11 protein-coding genes and 1 riboswitch are annotated in these 16,610 nt (G+C 57.8%); of the genes, 9 read left to right on the top strand and 2 right to left on the bottom strand.

Annotated elements, in window-relative coordinates; all coding sequences use genetic code 11:
- Positions 1-53 precede the first annotated feature (53 nt).
- The 4 genes from sgrR (at position 54) to thiQ (ending at position 5,222) form a co-directional block, all read left to right on the top strand.
- Complete coding sequence (gene sgrR / locus SIK69_RS01360; protein WP_319628200.1) at positions 54-1,709, top strand: HTH-type transcriptional regulator SgrR; 1,656 nt, start codon at positions 54-56, stop codon at positions 1,707-1,709.
- A gap of 36 nt (positions 1,710-1,745) precedes the next feature.
- A riboswitch (TPP riboswitch) is annotated at positions 1,746-1,892 on the top strand.
- A gap of 30 nt (positions 1,893-1,922) precedes the next feature.
- A complete protein-coding gene (thiB, locus tag SIK69_RS01355) occupies positions 1,923-2,906 on the top strand; it encodes a thiamine ABC transporter substrate binding subunit (RefSeq protein WP_319785230.1) in 984 nt (327 codons plus the stop codon).
- Positions 2,882-4,492, top strand: coding sequence for a thiamine/thiamine pyrophosphate ABC transporter permease ThiP (gene thiP / locus SIK69_RS01350; protein ID WP_319785229.1), 1,611 nt, complete (start codon positions 2,882-2,884; stop codon positions 4,490-4,492). Before thiB ends, thiP begins: the two co-directional genes overlap by 25 nt.
- Positions 4,476-5,222 (top strand): thiamine ABC transporter ATP-binding protein ThiQ, encoded by a 747-nt coding sequence (gene thiQ / locus SIK69_RS01345; protein ID WP_319628203.1) that lies wholly within the window; start codon positions 4,476-4,478, stop codon positions 5,220-5,222. Before thiP ends, thiQ begins: the two co-directional genes overlap by 17 nt.
- Here thiQ and SIK69_RS01340 read toward each other — a convergent pair.
- Both SIK69_RS01340 and araC read right to left on the bottom strand, forming a co-directional pair.
- Positions 5,164-5,931, bottom strand: coding sequence for a DedA family protein (locus tag SIK69_RS01340; RefSeq protein WP_319628204.1), 768 nt, complete (start codon positions 5,929-5,931; stop codon positions 5,164-5,166). The genes thiQ and SIK69_RS01340 overlap by 59 nt on opposite strands.
- Positions 5,932-6,052: 121 nt before the next feature.
- Positions 6,053-6,904: an arabinose operon transcriptional regulator AraC gene (gene araC / locus SIK69_RS01335; RefSeq protein ID WP_319785228.1), complete on the bottom strand. Its 852-nt coding sequence runs from the start codon at positions 6,902-6,904 to the stop codon at positions 6,053-6,055.
- 216 nt (positions 6,905-7,120) lie between these two features.
- On the opposite strand from araC, the gene araB reads away from it, so the two are divergent.
- The 5 genes from araB to rapA all read left to right on the top strand — a co-directional run bounded on the left by araB (position 7,121) and on the right by rapA (position 16,609).
- A complete protein-coding gene (araB, locus tag SIK69_RS01330) occupies positions 7,121-8,827 on the top strand; it encodes a ribulokinase (protein ID WP_319785227.1) in 1,707 nt (568 codons plus the stop codon).
- A gap of 10 nt (positions 8,828-8,837) precedes the next feature.
- Positions 8,838-10,340 carry an L-arabinose isomerase gene (gene araA / locus SIK69_RS01325; RefSeq protein WP_319785226.1) on the top strand — a complete coding sequence of 501 codons (1,503 nt, stop codon included), beginning with the start codon at positions 8,838-8,840 and terminating at the stop codon, positions 10,338-10,340.
- A gap of 102 nt (positions 10,341-10,442) precedes the next feature.
- Positions 10,443-11,138: an L-ribulose-5-phosphate 4-epimerase gene (gene araD, locus SIK69_RS01320; RefSeq protein WP_319628208.1), complete on the top strand. Its 696-nt coding sequence runs from the start codon at positions 10,443-10,445 to the stop codon at positions 11,136-11,138.
- Positions 11,139-11,213: 75 nt separating this feature from the next.
- Complete coding sequence (gene polB, locus SIK69_RS01315; RefSeq protein ID WP_319785225.1) at positions 11,214-13,571, top strand: DNA polymerase II; 2,358 nt, start codon at positions 11,214-11,216, stop codon at positions 13,569-13,571.
- A gap of 131 nt (positions 13,572-13,702) precedes the next feature.
- Entirely contained in the window at positions 13,703-16,609 is a 2,907-nt protein-coding gene (rapA, locus tag SIK69_RS01310; protein ID WP_319628210.1) for an RNA polymerase-associated protein RapA, read from the top strand.
- The last annotated feature ends 1 nt before the right edge of the window (position 16,610 follow it).

Here is a 16,610-nt window from a genome sequence, read left to right as displayed (position 1 = left end):
GCTTAATATGAGGATAAATAAATTGCTGAGTTTTCGTCAGGAGTTCCCCTTTTATGTCCTCTGGTCGTCTGCAACAACAGTTCATCCGGTTATGGCAATGCTGTGACGGTCAATCCCAGCAGACCACGCTCAACGAGCTGGCCGAATTACTCAGCTGTTCGCGCCGCCATATGCGCACGCTGCTGAACACCATGGAAGAGAGAGGTTGGCTGACCTGGCAGGCGGAAGCCGGGCGCGGGAAGCGTTCGCGGTTGACGTTCCTGTATACCGGCCTGGCGCTCCAGCAGCAGCGGGCGGAAGATTTACTGGAACAGGACAGGATTGATCAGCTGGTACAACTGGTCGGAGACAAAGCCACCGTGCGTCAGATGTTGGTCTCACATCTTGGTCGTAGCTTTCGCCAGGGGCGGCACATCCTGCGGGTGCTCTACTATCGTCCGATGCGCAATCTGCTACCCGGCACGCCGTTACGCCGTTCGGAAACCCACATTGCCCGACAGATATTTAGCGCCCTGACGCGTATAAATGAGGAAAACGGGGAACTGGAAGCGGACATTGCCCATCACTGGCAGCAGATTTCCCCTTTGCAGTGGCGCTTTTATCTCCGGCCAGGGATTCATTTCCACCATGGCCGTGAACTGGAAATGGAGGACGTTATCCATTCCCTACAGCGTATTAATGCCCTGCCGCTGTACGCTCACATCCGGCGCATCGATTCCCCAACCGCCTGGACGCTGGATATTCATCTTGCACGCCCTGACCGCTGGCTGCCGTGGCTGGTCGGCCACATTCCGGCGATGATCCTGCCGCGTGAATGGGAAAGCATGAATCACTTTTCCAGCCTGCCGGTGGGCACCGGGCCTTACGCCGTGGCACGTAACAATCAAAACCAGCTAAAAATCCATGCCTTTGACGACTTCTTTGGCTATCGGGCGCTGATAGATGAGGTGAACGTCTGGGTGCTACCGGAAATCGGCGAGGAAGTCACCTGCGGCCTGACGCTGGAAGGCCCTACCGACGGCGAAAAAGCGGTTGAAAGTCGCCTCGAAGAAGGCTGCTATTACCTGCTGTTCGACGCCCGCAGCCAGAAAGGGGTCTCCGATGAAGTCCGTGAGTGGGTGAGCAAAATCCTTTCCCCCGCCAACCTGCTGTATCACGCCGATGAACAGTATCAGGGGCACTGGTTCCCGGCCTACGGCCTGCTGCCACGCTGGCACCATGCGCGTCCGGGTAAAGGGGGTAAACCCGCCGGGCTGGAAACGCTGACCCTGACCTATTATCGGGAACATCTGGAACACAAAAACATCGCGCGGATCATGGGTGACCTGCTGGCCGAACATCAGGTGAAGCTGGAGATTCAGGAGCTGGATTACGACGAGTGGCACCGGGGTGAAGCACACAGCGACATGTGGCTGAACAGCGCCAACTTTACCCTGCCGCTGGATTTCTCGCTGTTTGCCCAGCTGTTTGAAGTGCCGCTGATCCAGCACTGTATCCCGCTCGACTGGCAACAGGCCGCCGCCGAATGGCAGGCTGGTGACATGCACCTCGCCAACTGGTGTCAGCAGCTTATCGCCCAGCGTTCTGTGGTGCCGCTGATCCACCACTGGCTGATGATCCAGGGCCAGCGCAGTATGCGCGGTCTGCGCATGAACACCCTCGGCTGGTTTGACTTTAAATCGGCGTGGTTTGCGCCACCGGATTCTTAAGGCTTTCTGAAAAGTCACAAACTCATTACAATGCTGTCGTTCTCAACGGGGTGCTAATAAACCGACACAAAATCATTCGAGAGGCATCAAGGCGGCTTGAATGATGACGTTTATGGGCTGAGATGATACCCGTCGAACCTGATCCGGATAACGCCGGCGAAGGGATTTGAGGCTACTCAAAATCCTTTGCCACCCCTTAATTTGAGGTGCAAAGTGCTGAAAAAACTCCTGCCATTCCTGTTCCTGTTAAGCGTCCCTGCTTTCGCGAAACCCGTTCTCACCGTTTATACCTACGACTCTTTCTCCGCCGACTGGGGCCCGGGGCCTGCGGTCAAAAAAGCCTTCGAAGCGGACTGCAACTGCGAGCTGAAATACGTGGCGCTGGAAGACGGCGTTTCGTTGCTCAACCGCTTAAGGATGGAAGGCAAAAATAGCAAAGCCGACGTGGTGCTGGGGCTGGATAACAATCTGCTTGAGGCCGCCACCCAAACCGGGCTGTTCGCCAATAGCGGTGTGCCAACCGCCGGGATCAAGGTGCCTGGCGGCTGGAGTAACGAGACCTTTGTGCCATTCGACTATGGTTACTTTGCGTTCGTGTATGACAAAAATAAGCTGAAGAACCCGCCGAAAAGCCTGAAAGACCTCGTCGAGAGCCCGCAGAAATGGCGCGTTATCTATCAAGACCCACGTACCAGCACCCCAGGTCTTGGCCTGCTGCTGTGGATGCAGAAAGTGTATGGCGATAAATCCCCGCAAGCGTGGCAGAAACTGGCGGCCAAAACCGTCACCGTCACCAAAGGCTGGAGCGAAGCCTACGGCCTGTTCCTGAAAGGGGAAAGCGACCTGGTGCTGAGCTACACCACCTCCCCGGCTTATCACATCATTGAAGAGAAGAAAGACAACTACGCCGCCGCTGATTTCGCCGAAGGCCACTATCTGCAGGTCGAAGTCGCCGCGCGGACCGCCGCCAGCAAACAGCCACAGTTGGCTGAACAGTTCCTGAAATTTATGGTCAGCCCGGCGTTCCAGAAAACGATCCCGACCGGGAACTGGATGTATCCGGTCACCGACGTGGCGCTGCCAGACGGTTTTAACGGTCTGGTGAAACCGAAAAGCACGCTGGAATATACCCCGCAACAGGTTGCTACCCAGCGCCAGAACTGGATTGCTGCATGGCAACGCGCCGTCAGCCAGTAATCGCCGGCTGGCTGATACCCGGCGCAACGGTGGCCAGCCTGATGGTCGCTGTTGCGCTGGCGGCGTTTCTGGCATTGTGGGTTAACTCCCCGACCGCCAGCTGGGGGGCTTTCCTGCACGACAGCTATCTCTGGCACGTGGTGCGGTTTTCCTTCTGGCAGGCGTTTCTGTCCGCTCTGCTGTCGGTCGTGCCCGCTATTTTCCTCGCCCGCGCCCTCTACCGCCGCCGCTTTGTAGGCCGTCAAATCCTGCTCCGACTGTGCGCCATGACCTTAATTCTGCCGGTTCTGGTGGCGGTGTTTGGCATTCTCAGCGTATACGGTCGCCAGGGCTGGCTGGCTCAACTATGCCATTGGCTCGGCTGGGAATGGTCGTTCTCGCCGTATGGCCTGCAAGGCATTCTGTTGGCGCACGTGTTCTTTAATATGCCAATGGCAACGCGGCTGCTGCTTCAGGCACTGGAGCAGATCCCCGGTGAACAGCGTCAGCTGGCGGCGCAGTTGGGAATGCGCGGCTTTAGCTTCTTCCGCTTTGTCGAATGGCCGTGGATGCGGCGACAAATCCCGGCCACCGCCGCGCTGATTTTCATGCTGTGCTTCGCAAGCTTCGCCACCGTCCTGTCGCTCGGCGGCGGGCCACAGGCCACGACGATCGAACTCGCCATCTATCAGGCGCTCAATTTCGATTACGATCCCGGACGCGCGGCGATGCTGGCGCTCGTGCAGATGATCTGCTGCCTGGGCCTGATGTTGGTTAGCCAGCGCCTGAGTCGCTCCCTCGCCCCGGGGAATACGCAGCACACCGGCTGGCGCGATCCGGACGATCGCCTGCACAGCCGGGTAACTGACAGCATGCTGATCGGGCTGGCGCTACTGCTGTTGCTCCCACCACTGCTGGCGGTGGGAATCGATGGCTTGAACCGTAATTTACCGCAGGTGCTGATGCAGCCCGTGCTATGGCAGGCGGCGTGGACCTCGCTGCGCATCGCGGTGGCCGCCGGATTGCTGTGCGTGACCTTGACGCTCATGCTGCTGTGGAGCAGTCGGGAACTGCGCGCCAGACAGTTCAATTTCGCCGGACAAGCGCTGGAGTTGAGCGGGATGCTGATCCTCGCCATGCCGGGCATCGTGCTGGCTACCGGCTTCTTTCTACTGCTCAATAACAGCATTGGCCTGCCGTCATCCGCTGACGGAATTGTGATTTTCACCAATGCGCTGATGGCCATCCCGTATGCGCTTAAGGTGCTGGAAATCCCGATGCGTGACGCCACCGCGCGTTACAGCCTGTTGTGCCAGTCGCTTGGCATGCAGGGATTCACCCGTTTCCGGGTCGTTGAACTGCGCGCCCTGAAGCGGCCTATCGCCCAGGCGCTGGCCTTCGCCTGCGTGCTGTCGATTGGCGATTTCGGCGTGGTGGCACTGTTTGGCAATGAGGATTTCCGCACCCTACCGTTTTATCTTTATCAGCAGATGGGTGCCTATCGTAGTCAGGATGGGGCGGTCACCGCCTTTATTCTGCTGATACTCTGTTTCCTGTTATTTACCGTGATTGAAAAACTTCCGGGGCGTGATGCTAAAACTGAATGATGTCACCTGGCTGTACGAGCATCTGCCGATGCGCTTTACCCTGTCCGTCAAACAGGGGGAGCAGATAGCCGTCTTAGGCCCGAGCGGCGCGGGGAAAAGCACCCTGCTAAACCTGATTGCCGGATTTTTAACGCCGGAGAGCGGGACGCTGCTGATCGGCGACCAGCCGCATACCTTCACGCCCCCGGCCAAGCGCCCGGTGTCGATGCTGTTTCAGGAGAACAATCTGTTCAGCCATCTGACGGTGCGACAAAACATCGGTCTCGGGATGCATCCGGGGCTCAAGCTGAATGCCGCCCAGCAGCATAAACTCGGGGTGATTGCGAGCCAAATGGGGATTGAATCGCTGCTGGAACGGCTGCCCGGTGAGCTGTCCGGTGGGCAGCGACAGCGTGCGGCCCTGGCGCGTTGTCTGGTGCGCGAGCAGCCAATCCTGTTGCTGGATGAACCGTTTTCAGCGCTCGACCCTGCGCTACGTCAGGAGATGCTCCAGCTGGTCAGCGACGTTTGTCAGCGCCAGCAGTTGACGCTGTTGATGGTATCGCACAGCGTGGAAGACGCGCTGAAGATTGCGCCACGTTCGCTGGTGATTGCCGACGGGCGCATCGCCTGGGATGGCCCGACCGATGAACTACTCAGCGGCAAAGCCAGCGCCTCGCACCTGTTGGGTATTAGCGACTCACGACCTTGCCAAGAATATCCAGATACACCGGCATCAGCGGATGTTTGAACAGAAAATAGAGTGAAACCACGCTCAGAATAGTCATCAGCGGCGTCAGCCACAGCAGACGCGTCCGTGGCAGATAACGCGTCAGGCGATCGGTGCCTGATTTACCGCTGCGCCATAAACGCCAGCCAAGCCATGCCGTCAGCCAGACTACGCCCGCCGCCAGCAGCAGGAGCCACTTGAAGCTGCCGCTCTGAACATCAGACGGAATATCGATTGCCGCCCCGGCAAGAATGCCAGGCAGGAAATAGACCGGTGGCCAGAACAGGCACCCGATGATGTTCGGAAGGATAAATTTGGACACCGGCAGGTCGAGCATCCCGGCCACCATCGGCACCAGCGGACGCGTCGGGCCGACAAAACGGCCCACCAGCACGGTTATCATGCTGTGCTGATGCAGCGCATGTTCGGTCTTGTCGAGCAGCGCTTTGTTCTTCTTCATGAATGACCAGCGGTGCAGCGGCTTTTTGAAACGCCAGCCAAGCCAAAATGAGATCCAGTCCCCCAGCAAGCAGCCAATAATCCCCGCCAGCCAGGCCTGCCAGAAATTCACTTCACCGCTACCAATTAGCGCCCCAAGGGCCGACATCATGATGGTGCCAGGCAGGATAAGCCCGACCAGTGCCAGCGATTCGAGAAACGCGACAAGCGCGACGGCAATCAGCGAATACATTACCGATTGGGTAATGAAATGTTCCAGCAACGCTTGCATAAGGTACCCGACAGGAAGACGAAGCTGCGATTCTCCTGAGGGGCCGCCACTTCGTCAAGCCGACAATTATCTGAATAGTTACAGGTTATGACCTGTATTCGCGCGCCGGGGTTCACTTTTTTCACACATTGTTTACACCAGCCCGAAACTCGCTGGGACTGGCACCGGTACATTTCTTAAAGACGCGTGAGAAATAGAGCTGATCTTCGAAGCCAACGTTGCGCCCTACGCTGGCAATGGGCATACGAGTGGTGCTGAGCAGCAGCTTGGCCTGACTGATGCGCTGATCTTCCCGCCAGCTCAGCACGCTGACCCCCAACTGTTGGCGAAACAAATGCGACAGCCGCGACGGCGACAGGCAGACGTGCTGGGCAACGCTTGCGATATCAAACTGGCTATCGGCCAGGTGATCGCTGATGTACTGGCAGGCATCGCGCACCCGGTTATCCATCGGCGGCAGTAGCGATTCGTTGATGACCTCCATCCGCCGGAGTAATAACTGCTCCAGCAGGTTAATCGCCAGCAGTTCCGAATAACGCCCCACGCCCTGCCCGGCATCAATGATCTGCCCAAACAGGTCGGCGAACTGCGCCTGATGCGCATCATCGGGGCGGTAAAAACCGGTCTGGGCAAACAGCGTCGGCCACGCCAGCCATTCATGCCAGTAGGCGCGTGGCCGGAAATATACCCACTGGTGATACCACTCGCTGGCATCGGGGTGGCGGCCATAGTGATGAATCTCACCCGGCGGGAACAGCACAATGTCCCCCGGTCGGCAGACAAACTGATGCCCCTGATTGTCAATCACCCCCTCTCCGCGCACCGTCAGATTGAGAATGTAGCCCTTCATGCCGAGCGGACGGTCGACAAAGAAATCGAGATAGCTATCGGCCTCAATCGGCGTCAGTCCCGCCACCAGATGGGCGTTAAAAGAGTAGCCGGGTAACAGCGGGTCATTCTGGAGTTCAGGCATAAAAAACGCTCACTCAACAGGCTCATCAGGAAATCAATTGTCCATATTGCCAGCGAAGCGAAAAAGGGCGAAATGGCCTGCGAGAATATTTGCACGCCGTCACACTTTGCGTTTACACAGCATTATTGTCCATAAGATTAGCGGTTCACGCCTGACGCTTTTTTTCGCGGATATCTACTGTTTCACCATGTCTGACACTCTTCATGGAGCAACACGATGGCAATAGCAATTGGCCTCGATTTTGGTAGTGATTCAGTGCGAGCCCTGGCGGTGGAATGCACCACCGGGAAGGAAATCGCCACCAGCGTGGAATGGTATCCGCGCTGGCAGGAAGGTCGCTACTGCGATGCGCCCAACAACCGGTTTCGCCATCATCCGCGTGACTACATCGAATCAATGGAAACAGCGCTGAAAAATGTGCTTAACGAACTCGGTTCACGCCGGAACGAGGTCGTCGGCATCGGCGTCGACAGTACCGGTTCTACCCCTGCCCCCATTGACGCCGACGGCAACGTGCTGGCCCTACGTCCGGAATTTGTCGATAACCCGAACGCGATGTTTGTGCTGTGGAAAGACCACACCGCCGTCGAAGAAGCCGAAGCCATCACCCGCCTGTGCCACCAGCCTGGCAAGGTGGATTACTCCCGCTTCATCGGCGGTATTTATTCCAGCGAGTGGTTCTGGGCCAAAATCCTGCACGTGACGCGCGAAGACCGCAGCGTGGCAGAAGCCGCCGTGTCCTGGATTGAACTGTGCGACTGGGTGCCTGCTCTGCTGTCCGGCACTACCCGTCCGCAGGATATTCGCCGTGGACGCTGTAGCGCCGGGCACAAATCCCTGTGGCATGAAAGCTGGAACGGCCTGCCGCCCGCCAGCTTCTTCGATGAACTCGATCCACTGCTGAATCAACATCTCGATTACCCGATGTTTACCGACACCTGGACCGCCGACATTCCGGTCGGCACGCTGAACACCGAATGGGCGCAGCGCCTGGGCCTGTCTGAAAGCGTCGTAATTTCCGGCGGGGCGTTCGACTGCCATATGGGCGCGGTCGGAGCCGGGGCGCAGCCCAACACGCTGGTGAAAGTGATTGGCACTTCCACCTGCGACATTTTGATTGCCGACAAAGCCAGCGTCGGTGACCGCGCGGTACAGGGCATTTGCGGCCAGGTCGACGGCAGCGTCACGCCCGACTTTATCGGCATGGAGGCCGGGCAATCCGCTTTCGGTGATATCTACGCCTGGTTTGGCCGCCTGCTTGGCTGGCCACTGGAGCAGCTGGCGGCCCAGCATCCCGAACTGAAAGAGCAGATTAACGCCCACCAAAAACAGCTGCTACCCGCTTTGACCGCCGCCTGGGCGCAGAAACCATCTCTCGAACATCTCCCGGTGGTGCTCGACTGGTTTAACGGTCGCCGCACCCCGAATGCCAATCAGCGTCTGAAAGGGGTCATTACCGACCTGAATCTGGCCACCGATGCGCCGGCGCTGTTTGGCGGGCTGGTCGCCGCGACCGCCTTCGGGGCGCGCGCCATCATGGAGTGTTTCACTTCGCAGGGGATCCCGGTCGACAACGTGATGGCGCTCGGCGGCATCGCCCGTAAAAACGTCGAGATCATGCAGGCCAGCTGCGACGTACTTAACCGTCCGCTGCAAATCGTCGCTTCCGATCAGTGCTGCGCCCTGGGTGCCGCTATTTTTGCCGCCGTCGCCGCGGGCGTTTACCCCGATATTCCGGCCGCGCAGCACAAGATGGCGAGCCGCGTGGAACACACCCTCGAGCCACGCCCTACTCAGGCACAACGCTTTGAACAGCTTTATCAGCGCTACCAGCAATGGGCGAAAAGCGCCGAGCAACACTATCTCCCTTCTGCGGCCCCGACCGAAAACAAGCCGGTGGTTCAGGCAGCACTGACTCATTAAGGAAATGAAGATGACGATTTTTAACAATTATGAAGTGTGGTTTGTGATTGGCAGTCAGCATCTGTACGGTGCCGAGACGCTGCGCCAGGTGACGCAACATGCAGAACACGTGGTCAATGCGCTGAATGCCGAAGCCAAACTGCCCTGCAAGCTGGTGCTTAAACCGCTCGGCACCACGCCGGATGAAATTACCTCTATTTGCCGCGACGCAAACTATGACGATAAATGTGCCGGGCTGGTCGTCTGGCTGCACACCTTCTCTCCGGCCAAAATGTGGATTAACGGCCTGACCATCCTCAACAAACCGCTGCTGCAATTTCATACCCAGTTCAATGCTTCCCTGCCTTGGGACAGTATCGACATGGACTTTATGAACCTGAACCAGACCGCGCACGGTGGTCGCGAGTTCGGCTTCATCGGGGCGCGTATGCGTCAGCAGCACAGCGTGGTGACTGGCCATTGGCAGGACAAACAGGCCCACCAGCGCATCGGGGCATGGATGCGTCAGGCGGTGTCTAAACAGGATACCCGCCATCTGAAAGTGGTGCGTTTCGGCGACAACATGCGTGAAGTCGCCGTTACCGACGGCGATAAAGTGGCGGCGCAGATTAAGTTCGGTTTCTCGGTCAATACCTGGGCGGTTGGCGATTTAGTGCAGGTGGTGAATGAAATCAGCGACGGGGACGTCAGCGCGCTGGTCGATGAGTACGAGAGCAGTTACCGTCTGACGGCGGCGGCGCAGGTTCACGGCGATAAGCGCCAGAACGTGCTTGATGCTGCGCGTATCGAGCTGGGGATGAAACGCTTCCTTGAACAGGGTGGTTTCCATGCGTTCACCACCACTTTTGAGGATTTGCACGGCCTGAAACAGCTGCCGGGCCTGGCGGTGCAACGTCTGATGCAGCAGGGCTATGGCTTTGCAGGTGAAGGCGACTGGAAAACCGCCGCGCTGCTACGGATCATGAAAGTGATGTCCACCGGGCTTGAGGGCGGCACCTCCTTTATGGAGGACTACACCTATCACTTCGACAACGGCAACGATTTGGTGCTCGGCTCGCACATGCTGGAAGTGTGCCCGACCATCGCCACCGCGGAAAAACCGGTTCTCGACGTGCAGTACCTCGGCATCGGCGGCAAAGCCGATCCGGCGCGTCTGATCTTCGATACCCAAACCGGTCCGGCGGTAGTGGCAAGCCTGGTCGATCTTGGCGATCGCTTCCGTCTGCTGGTCAACACCATTGAAACCGTCCAGACCCCGCACAACCTGCCGAAACTGCCGGTCGCCAACGCGCTGTGGAAGGCGCACCCGGATCTGCAAACCGCGTCCGAAGCCTGGATCATCGCCGGGGGGGCGCACCACACCGTGTTCAGCCATGCGTTGACCCTGGACGATATGCGCCAGTTTGCCGAGCTGCATGACATTGAGCTGACGGTGATTGATACCGACACCCGCCTGCCTGCGTTCAAAGACGCGCTGCGCTGGAACGAAGTCTATTACGGTTCAAAACGCTAAGCTGAATTGCCTGATGGCGCTTCGCTTATCAGGCCTACGATCGCTACGATCGCATGTAGGCCTGATAAGGCATTTATGCCGCCATCAGGCATGGAGACAACTATGTTAGAAGATCTCAAACGTCAGGTACTGGAAGCCAATCTTGCACTGCCAAAGCACCATCTGGTGACCCTGACCTGGGGCAACGTCAGCGCGGTGGACCGGGAGCAAGGCGTATTGGTCATCAAACCCTCCGGCGTTGATTATGACCTGATGACCGCCGACGATATGGTGGTGGTCAGCCTCGCGACCGGTGAAGTGGTGGAAGGCAATAAAAAGCCCTCTTCCGACACCCCGACCCATCGCCTGCTGTATCAGGCATTCCCGACCCTTGGCGGCATCGTTCACACCCACTCACGGCATGCCACTATCTGGGCGCAGGCCGGGCAGTCGATTCCAGCCACCGGCACCACCCATGCGGATTATTTCTACGGCGCAATACCCTGCACCCGTAAAATGACCGACGACGAGATCACCGGACAGTACGAATGGGAAACCGGCAACGTGATCGTCGAAACCTTCGAAAAACAGGGCATCAACGCCGCGCAAATGCCCGGCGTGCTGGTGCATTCTCATGGACCTTTCGCCTGGGGCAAAAACGCCGAAGATGCCGTGCATAACGCCATCGTGCTCGAAGAAGTGGCCTATATGGGGATCTTCTGCCGCCAGCTTGCCCCGCAGCTGCCCGAGATGCAGCCAACGCTGCTGGATAAACACTACCTGCGTAAACACGGCGCGAAGGCGTATTACGGGCAGTGACACCTGTATAAAACCACAGCAATACAAAGCAAACCAGGCTATACTCAGGCCTGGTTTTCTTTGTGAGTAGAGTGCGTGGCCCAGGCGCGAGAAGGTTTTTTATTGACCCGTCACTGGCGGGATACCCCGCAGGGTACGGAAGTATCATTTTGGCTGGCGACTGACAACGGTCCGCTGCAGGTCACCCTTGCGCCGCAGGACTCTGTGGCGTTTATCCCGGAATCCCACCGCCTGCAAACCGAGCGTCTGCTGCGTGGTGAAAACGATGCGCGTCTGGCCCCCTTATCTCTGAAAGACTTTCATCGCCAGCCGGTGTTTGGCCTTTACTGTCGCTCTCATCGGCAGTTGATGCGGCTGGAAAAAGTGCTTCGTGCCGACGGCATTCCGGTGTATGAAGCGGACATCCGTCCGCCGGAGCGCTATCTGATGGAGCGCTTTATTACCGCCCCCGTTTGGGTCGAAGGTGAACGCCATGGCAATGCCCTCATCAACGCACGCCTGAAACCAAGCCCGAACTATCGTCCCCCATTGAAATGGGTGTCGCTGGATATCGAAACCACCCGCCACGGTGAACTCTACTGCATCGGCCTTGAAGGCTGCGGCCAGCGCATTGTGTATATGCTAGGGCCGGAAAACGGTGACCCGTCACAGCTCGATTTTCAGCTAGAATATGTCTCCAGCCGCCCGCAGTTACTCGAAAAGCTTAACGCCTGGTTTGCCGAGCACGATCCCGATGTGTTAATCGGCTGGAATGTGGTGCAGTTTGACCTCAAAGTCCTGCAAAAACACGCCGAGCGGTATCGCATTCCGCTGCTGCTCGGGCGTGGTAACGTCGAGCTCGACTGGCGCGAGCACGGCTTTAAGAACGGCGTGTTCTTCGCCCAGGCCAATGGCCGCTTGATTATCGACGGTATCGAAGCCTTGAAATCCGCCTTCTGGAACTTCCCGTCCTTCTCGCTGGAAGCCGTGTCGCAGGAGTTGCTCGGAGAAGGGAAATCCATCGATAACCCGTGGGACAGGATGGACGAAATTGACCGCCGCTTCGCCGAAGATAAACCCGCCCTGGCGAAGTACAATCTCAAAGACTGCGAGCTGGTTACGCGCATTTTCCATAAAACGGAAATAATGCCATTCTTACTGGAACGCGCCACGGTGAACGGCCTGCCCGCCGATCGTCACGGCGGTTCGGTGGCGGCGTTTGGACATCTCTATATCCCGAGGATGCACCGTCTGGGCTATGTCGCGCCGAACCTGGGCGAAGTACCGCCGCAGGCCAGCCCCGGGGGTTATGTGATGGATTCCCGTCCTGGCCTGTACGATTCGGTCTTAGTGCTGGATTACAAAAGCCTGTACCCGTCGATCATTCGTACCTTCCTGATAGACCCGGTGGGCCTGGTCGAAGGCATGGCCCGGCCAGACGCCGAACACAGCACCGAAGGTTTTCTTGGGGCGTGGTTCTCGCGCAGTCAAAACTGCCTGCCGGAGATCGTCGGGCAAATCTGGCACGGGCGTGACGAAGCCAAAATTCAGGGCAATAAACCGCTCTCCCAGGCACTGAAAATCATCATGAACGCCTTCTATGGCGTGCTCGGCACCAGCGCCTGTCGCTTCTTCGATCCTCGCCTGGCCTCGTCGATCACCATGCGCGGCCACGCGATCATGCGCCAGACTAAAGCGCTGGTTGAGTCGCAGGGCTATGACGTCATTTACGGCGATACCGACTCCACCTTTGTGTGGCTGAAACGGGCACACAGCGAAGAAGATGCGGCCCAAATTGGCCGCAATCTGGTGACGTTTGTGAACGACTGGTGGACCGCTGAGCTACAAAAGCAGGGGCTGACCAGCGCGATGGAGCTGGAGTTTGAAACTCATTTTTGCCGCTTCCTGATGCCCACGATCCGCGGCACCGAAACCGGGAGTAAGAAGCGCTACGCCGGGATGATCCAGACCGGTGACGATCAGCGTATGGTCTTTAAAGGGCTGGAGACGGTACGAACCGACTGGACGCCGCTGGCGCAGCAGTTCCAGCAGGCGCTGTATCTGCGCATCTTCCGTAACGAGCCGTATAAGGATTTCATTCGTGAAACAATCGACCAACTGATGGCCGGTGAACTCGACGACAGGCTGGTGTACCGCAAGGGGCTGCGTCGCCCGCTGGCAGAGTACCAGCGTAACGTTCCACCGCACGTTCGCGCGGCACGCCTTGCCGATGAACATAACGCCCGGCTCGGGCGACCTTTACAATATCAATCGCGCGGCAGCATTAAGTACGTCTGGACCACCAGCGGGCCTGAACCGCTGGCTTATCAGCAGTCTCCGCTCGATTACGAACATTACCTTACCAAACAACTGGAACCCGTTGCCGATGGAATTTTGCCCTTCGTGCAGGATGATTTTGCTACACTACTGACAGGACAGCTGGGGCTATTTTGACAGGTGACTAACACTCTGGCTTCCAGTACCATAGCGCCCTTTCCATTCCTGGCCCCCAATTTTGACTCTCCGTGGTAATTTCAGCGGAGGACAATTATTGCCTGCAATTGTAGATATAGAGCCCAAAATATATGCCTTTTACACTTGGTCAACGCTGGATCAGCGATACAGAAAGCGAACTGGGATTAGGAACCGTCGTCGCGATTGACGCGCGAATGGTCACTCTCCTCTATCCGGCAACGGGTGAAAACCGACTGTACGCCCGTAACGACTCTCCCATCACCCGTGTGATGTTCAATCCAGGCGATACCATTACCAGCCACGATGGCTGGCAGCTACGCGTTGACGAAGTAAAAGAAGAAAACGGTCTGCTGGCGTACGTCGGTACCCGTCTGGATACCGAAGAAGAAGGCGTGGTGCTGCGTGAAGTGCTGCTCGACAGCAAGCTGATTTTCAGCAAGCCGCAGGACCGTCTGTTTGCCGGACAAATTGACCGTATGGATCGCTTTGCGCTGCGCTATCGTGCGCGTAAATATCAAAGCGAAGAGTACCGTATGCCGTGGAGCGGCCTGCGTGGCCAGCGCACCAGCCTGATCCCGCATCAGTTGCACATCGCCCATGACGTGGGCCGTCGCCATGCGCCGCGTGTTCTGCTGGCGGATGAAGTGGGCCTGGGTAAAACCATTGAAGCTGGGATGATTTTACACCAGCAGCTGCTGTCCGGTGCCGCCGAGCGCGTGTTGGTTATCGTGCCGGAAACCCTGCAACACCAGTGGCTGGTCGAAATGCTGCGCCGCTTCAACCTGCGTTTTGCGCTGTTTGATGATGAGCGTTACGCCGAAGCGCAGCACGATGCCGATAACCCGTTTGAAACCGAACAGCTGGTAATTTGTTCGCTGGATTTCGTGCGCCGCAGCAAGCAGCGCCTGGAACATCTGTGTGACGCCGAGTGGGACATTATGGTGGTGGATGAAGCCCATCACCTGGTGTGGAGCGAAGACGCGCCGAGCCGCGAATATCAGGCCATTGAACAGCTGGCAGAACGTGTGCCCGGTGTCCTGCTGCTGACCGCGACCCCTGAACAACTGGGCCTCGAAAGCCACTTCGCGCGCCTGCGTCTGCTTGACCCAAATCGTTTCCACGATTTCGAGCAGTTCGTCGAAGAACAGCAGAATTTCCGCCCGGTGGCCGATGCCGTTGCTCTGCTGCTGGGCGGCGAGAAGCTGAAAGATGAACAGATGAATGCCTTGAGCGATCTGATCGGCGAGCAGGATATTGAACCGCTGCTGCAGGCCGCCAACAGCGCCAGCGACGACGCACAAAGCGCACGCCAGGAACTGATTGCCATGCTGATGGACCGTCACGGGACCAGCCGCGTGCTGTTCCGTAACACCCGTCACGGCGTGAAAGGTTTCCCGAAACGCGAATTGCACACCATCAAGCTGCCACTGCCGACCCAGTATCAAACGGCAATCAAAGTCTCCGGCATTATGGGCGCACGCAAATCTTCCGAAGAACGCGCCCGCGATATGCTCTATCCCGAGCAGATTTATCAGGAGTTTGAAGGCGACACCGGGACCTGGTGGAACTTCGACCCACGCGTTGAGTGGTTGATGGGCTATCTGACCAGCCATCGCTCGCAGAAAGTGCTGGTGATCTGTGCCAAAGCCGCTACTGCGCTGCAGCTGGAGCAGGTCCTGCGCGAGCGCGAAGGCATTCGTGCCGCCGTGTTCCATGAAGGGATGTCGATCATCGAACGTGACCGCGCCGCCGCCTGGTTCGGCGAAGAAGACACCGGCGCGCAGGTGCTGCTGTGTTCTGAAATTGGCTCCGAAGGCCGTAACTTCCAGTTCGCCAGCAACCTGGTGATGTTCGATCTGCCGTTCAACCCGGATCTGCTGGAGCAGCGTATCGGTCGTCTGGACCGTATCGGTCAGGCGCACGACATTCAAATTCACGTTCCGTATCTGGAAAAAACGGCGCAATCGGTGCTGGTTCGCTGGTTCCACGAAGGCCTGGATGCGTTCGAACACACCTGCCCGACCGGTCGTACCATTTACGACAGTGTCTATACCCAGCTGATTGAGTATCTGGCAGCCCCAGAAAACACCGACGGTTTTGACGATCTGATCAAAACCTGTCGCGAACAGCACGATGCGCTGAAAGCCCAGCTTGAGCAAGGCCGTGACCGTCTGCTGGAGATCAACTCCAACGGTGGCGAGAAAGCGCAGGCGCTGGCCGAAAGTATTGAAGAGCAGGACGATGACACCGGGCTGATCAGCTTCACGATGAACCTGTTCGATATCATCGGGATCAATCAGGACGATCGCGGTGAGAACCTGATCGTCCTCACGCCATCCGATCACATGCTGGTCCCGGACTTCCCGGGTCTGCCGGAAGACGGCTGTACCGTGACCTTCGAGCGTGACATCGCCCTGTCACGTGAAGATGCCCAGTTCCTGACCTGGGAACACCCGCTTATCCGCAACGGTCTGGATTTGATCCTCTCTGGCGATACTGGCAGCAGCACTATATCTCTGCTGAAAAACAAAGCATTGCCGGTGGGAACGCTGCTGCTGGAGCTGATTTACGTGGTCGAAGCTCAGGCCCCGAAACAGCTGCAGTTGAACCGTTTCCTACCGCCAACGCCGGTGCGTATGCTGGTCGATAAAAACGGCAATAACCTCGCGGCACAGGTGGAGTTTGAAACCTTCAACCGTCAGCTGAGCGCGGTCAATCGTCATACCGGCAGCAAACTGGTAAACGCCGTACAGCAAGACGTTCACGCAATTTTGCAGCAGGGCGAAGCGCAAATTGAAAAAGCGGCGAAGGCGTTGATCGAAGCGGCGCGTAGCGAAGCCGACGACAAACTGAGCGCCGAGCTGGCACGTCTGGAAGCGCTGAAAGCCGTCAACCCGAACATTCGTGATGACGAGCTGGAAGCGATTGAAAGCAATCGTCAGCAGGTGATGGAAGCCCTGGCGCAGGCAGGTTGGCGTCTCGATGCGCTGCGACTGATCGTCGTCACGCATCAATAAG

It is taken from the genome of Scandinavium lactucae, from assembly GCF_033843265.1.
GTDB classification, from domain to species: Bacteria; Pseudomonadota; Gammaproteobacteria; order Enterobacterales; family Enterobacteriaceae; genus Scandinavium; species Scandinavium lactucae.
This window is presented reverse-complemented; position numbering and strand designations above follow the sequence as displayed.

Coding starts and splice junctions, on each gene's coding strand:
- sgrR (WP_319628200.1), top strand. CDS start 54: ATGTCCTCTGGTCGTCTGCAACAACAGTTCATCCGGTTATGGCAATGC.
- thiP (WP_319785229.1), top strand. CDS start 2,882: ATGGCAACGCGCCGTCAGCCAGTAATCGCCGGCTGGCTGATACCCGGC.
- thiQ (WP_319628203.1), top strand. CDS start 4,476: ATGCTAAAACTGAATGATGTCACCTGGCTGTACGAGCATCTGCCGATG.
- SIK69_RS01340 (WP_319628204.1), bottom strand. CDS start 5,931: ATGCAAGCGTTGCTGGAACATTTCATTACCCAATCGGTAATGTATTCG.
- araC (WP_319785228.1), bottom strand. CDS start 6,904: ATGCCTGAACTCCAGAATGACCCGCTGTTACCCGGCTACTCTTTTAAC.
- araB (WP_319785227.1), top strand. CDS start 7,121: ATGGCAATAGCAATTGGCCTCGATTTTGGTAGTGATTCAGTGCGAGCC.
- araA (WP_319785226.1), top strand. CDS start 8,838: ATGACGATTTTTAACAATTATGAAGTGTGGTTTGTGATTGGCAGTCAG.
- araD (WP_319628208.1), top strand. CDS start 10,443: ATGTTAGAAGATCTCAAACGTCAGGTACTGGAAGCCAATCTTGCACTG.
- rapA (WP_319628210.1), top strand. CDS start 13,703: ATGCCTTTTACACTTGGTCAACGCTGGATCAGCGATACAGAAAGCGAA.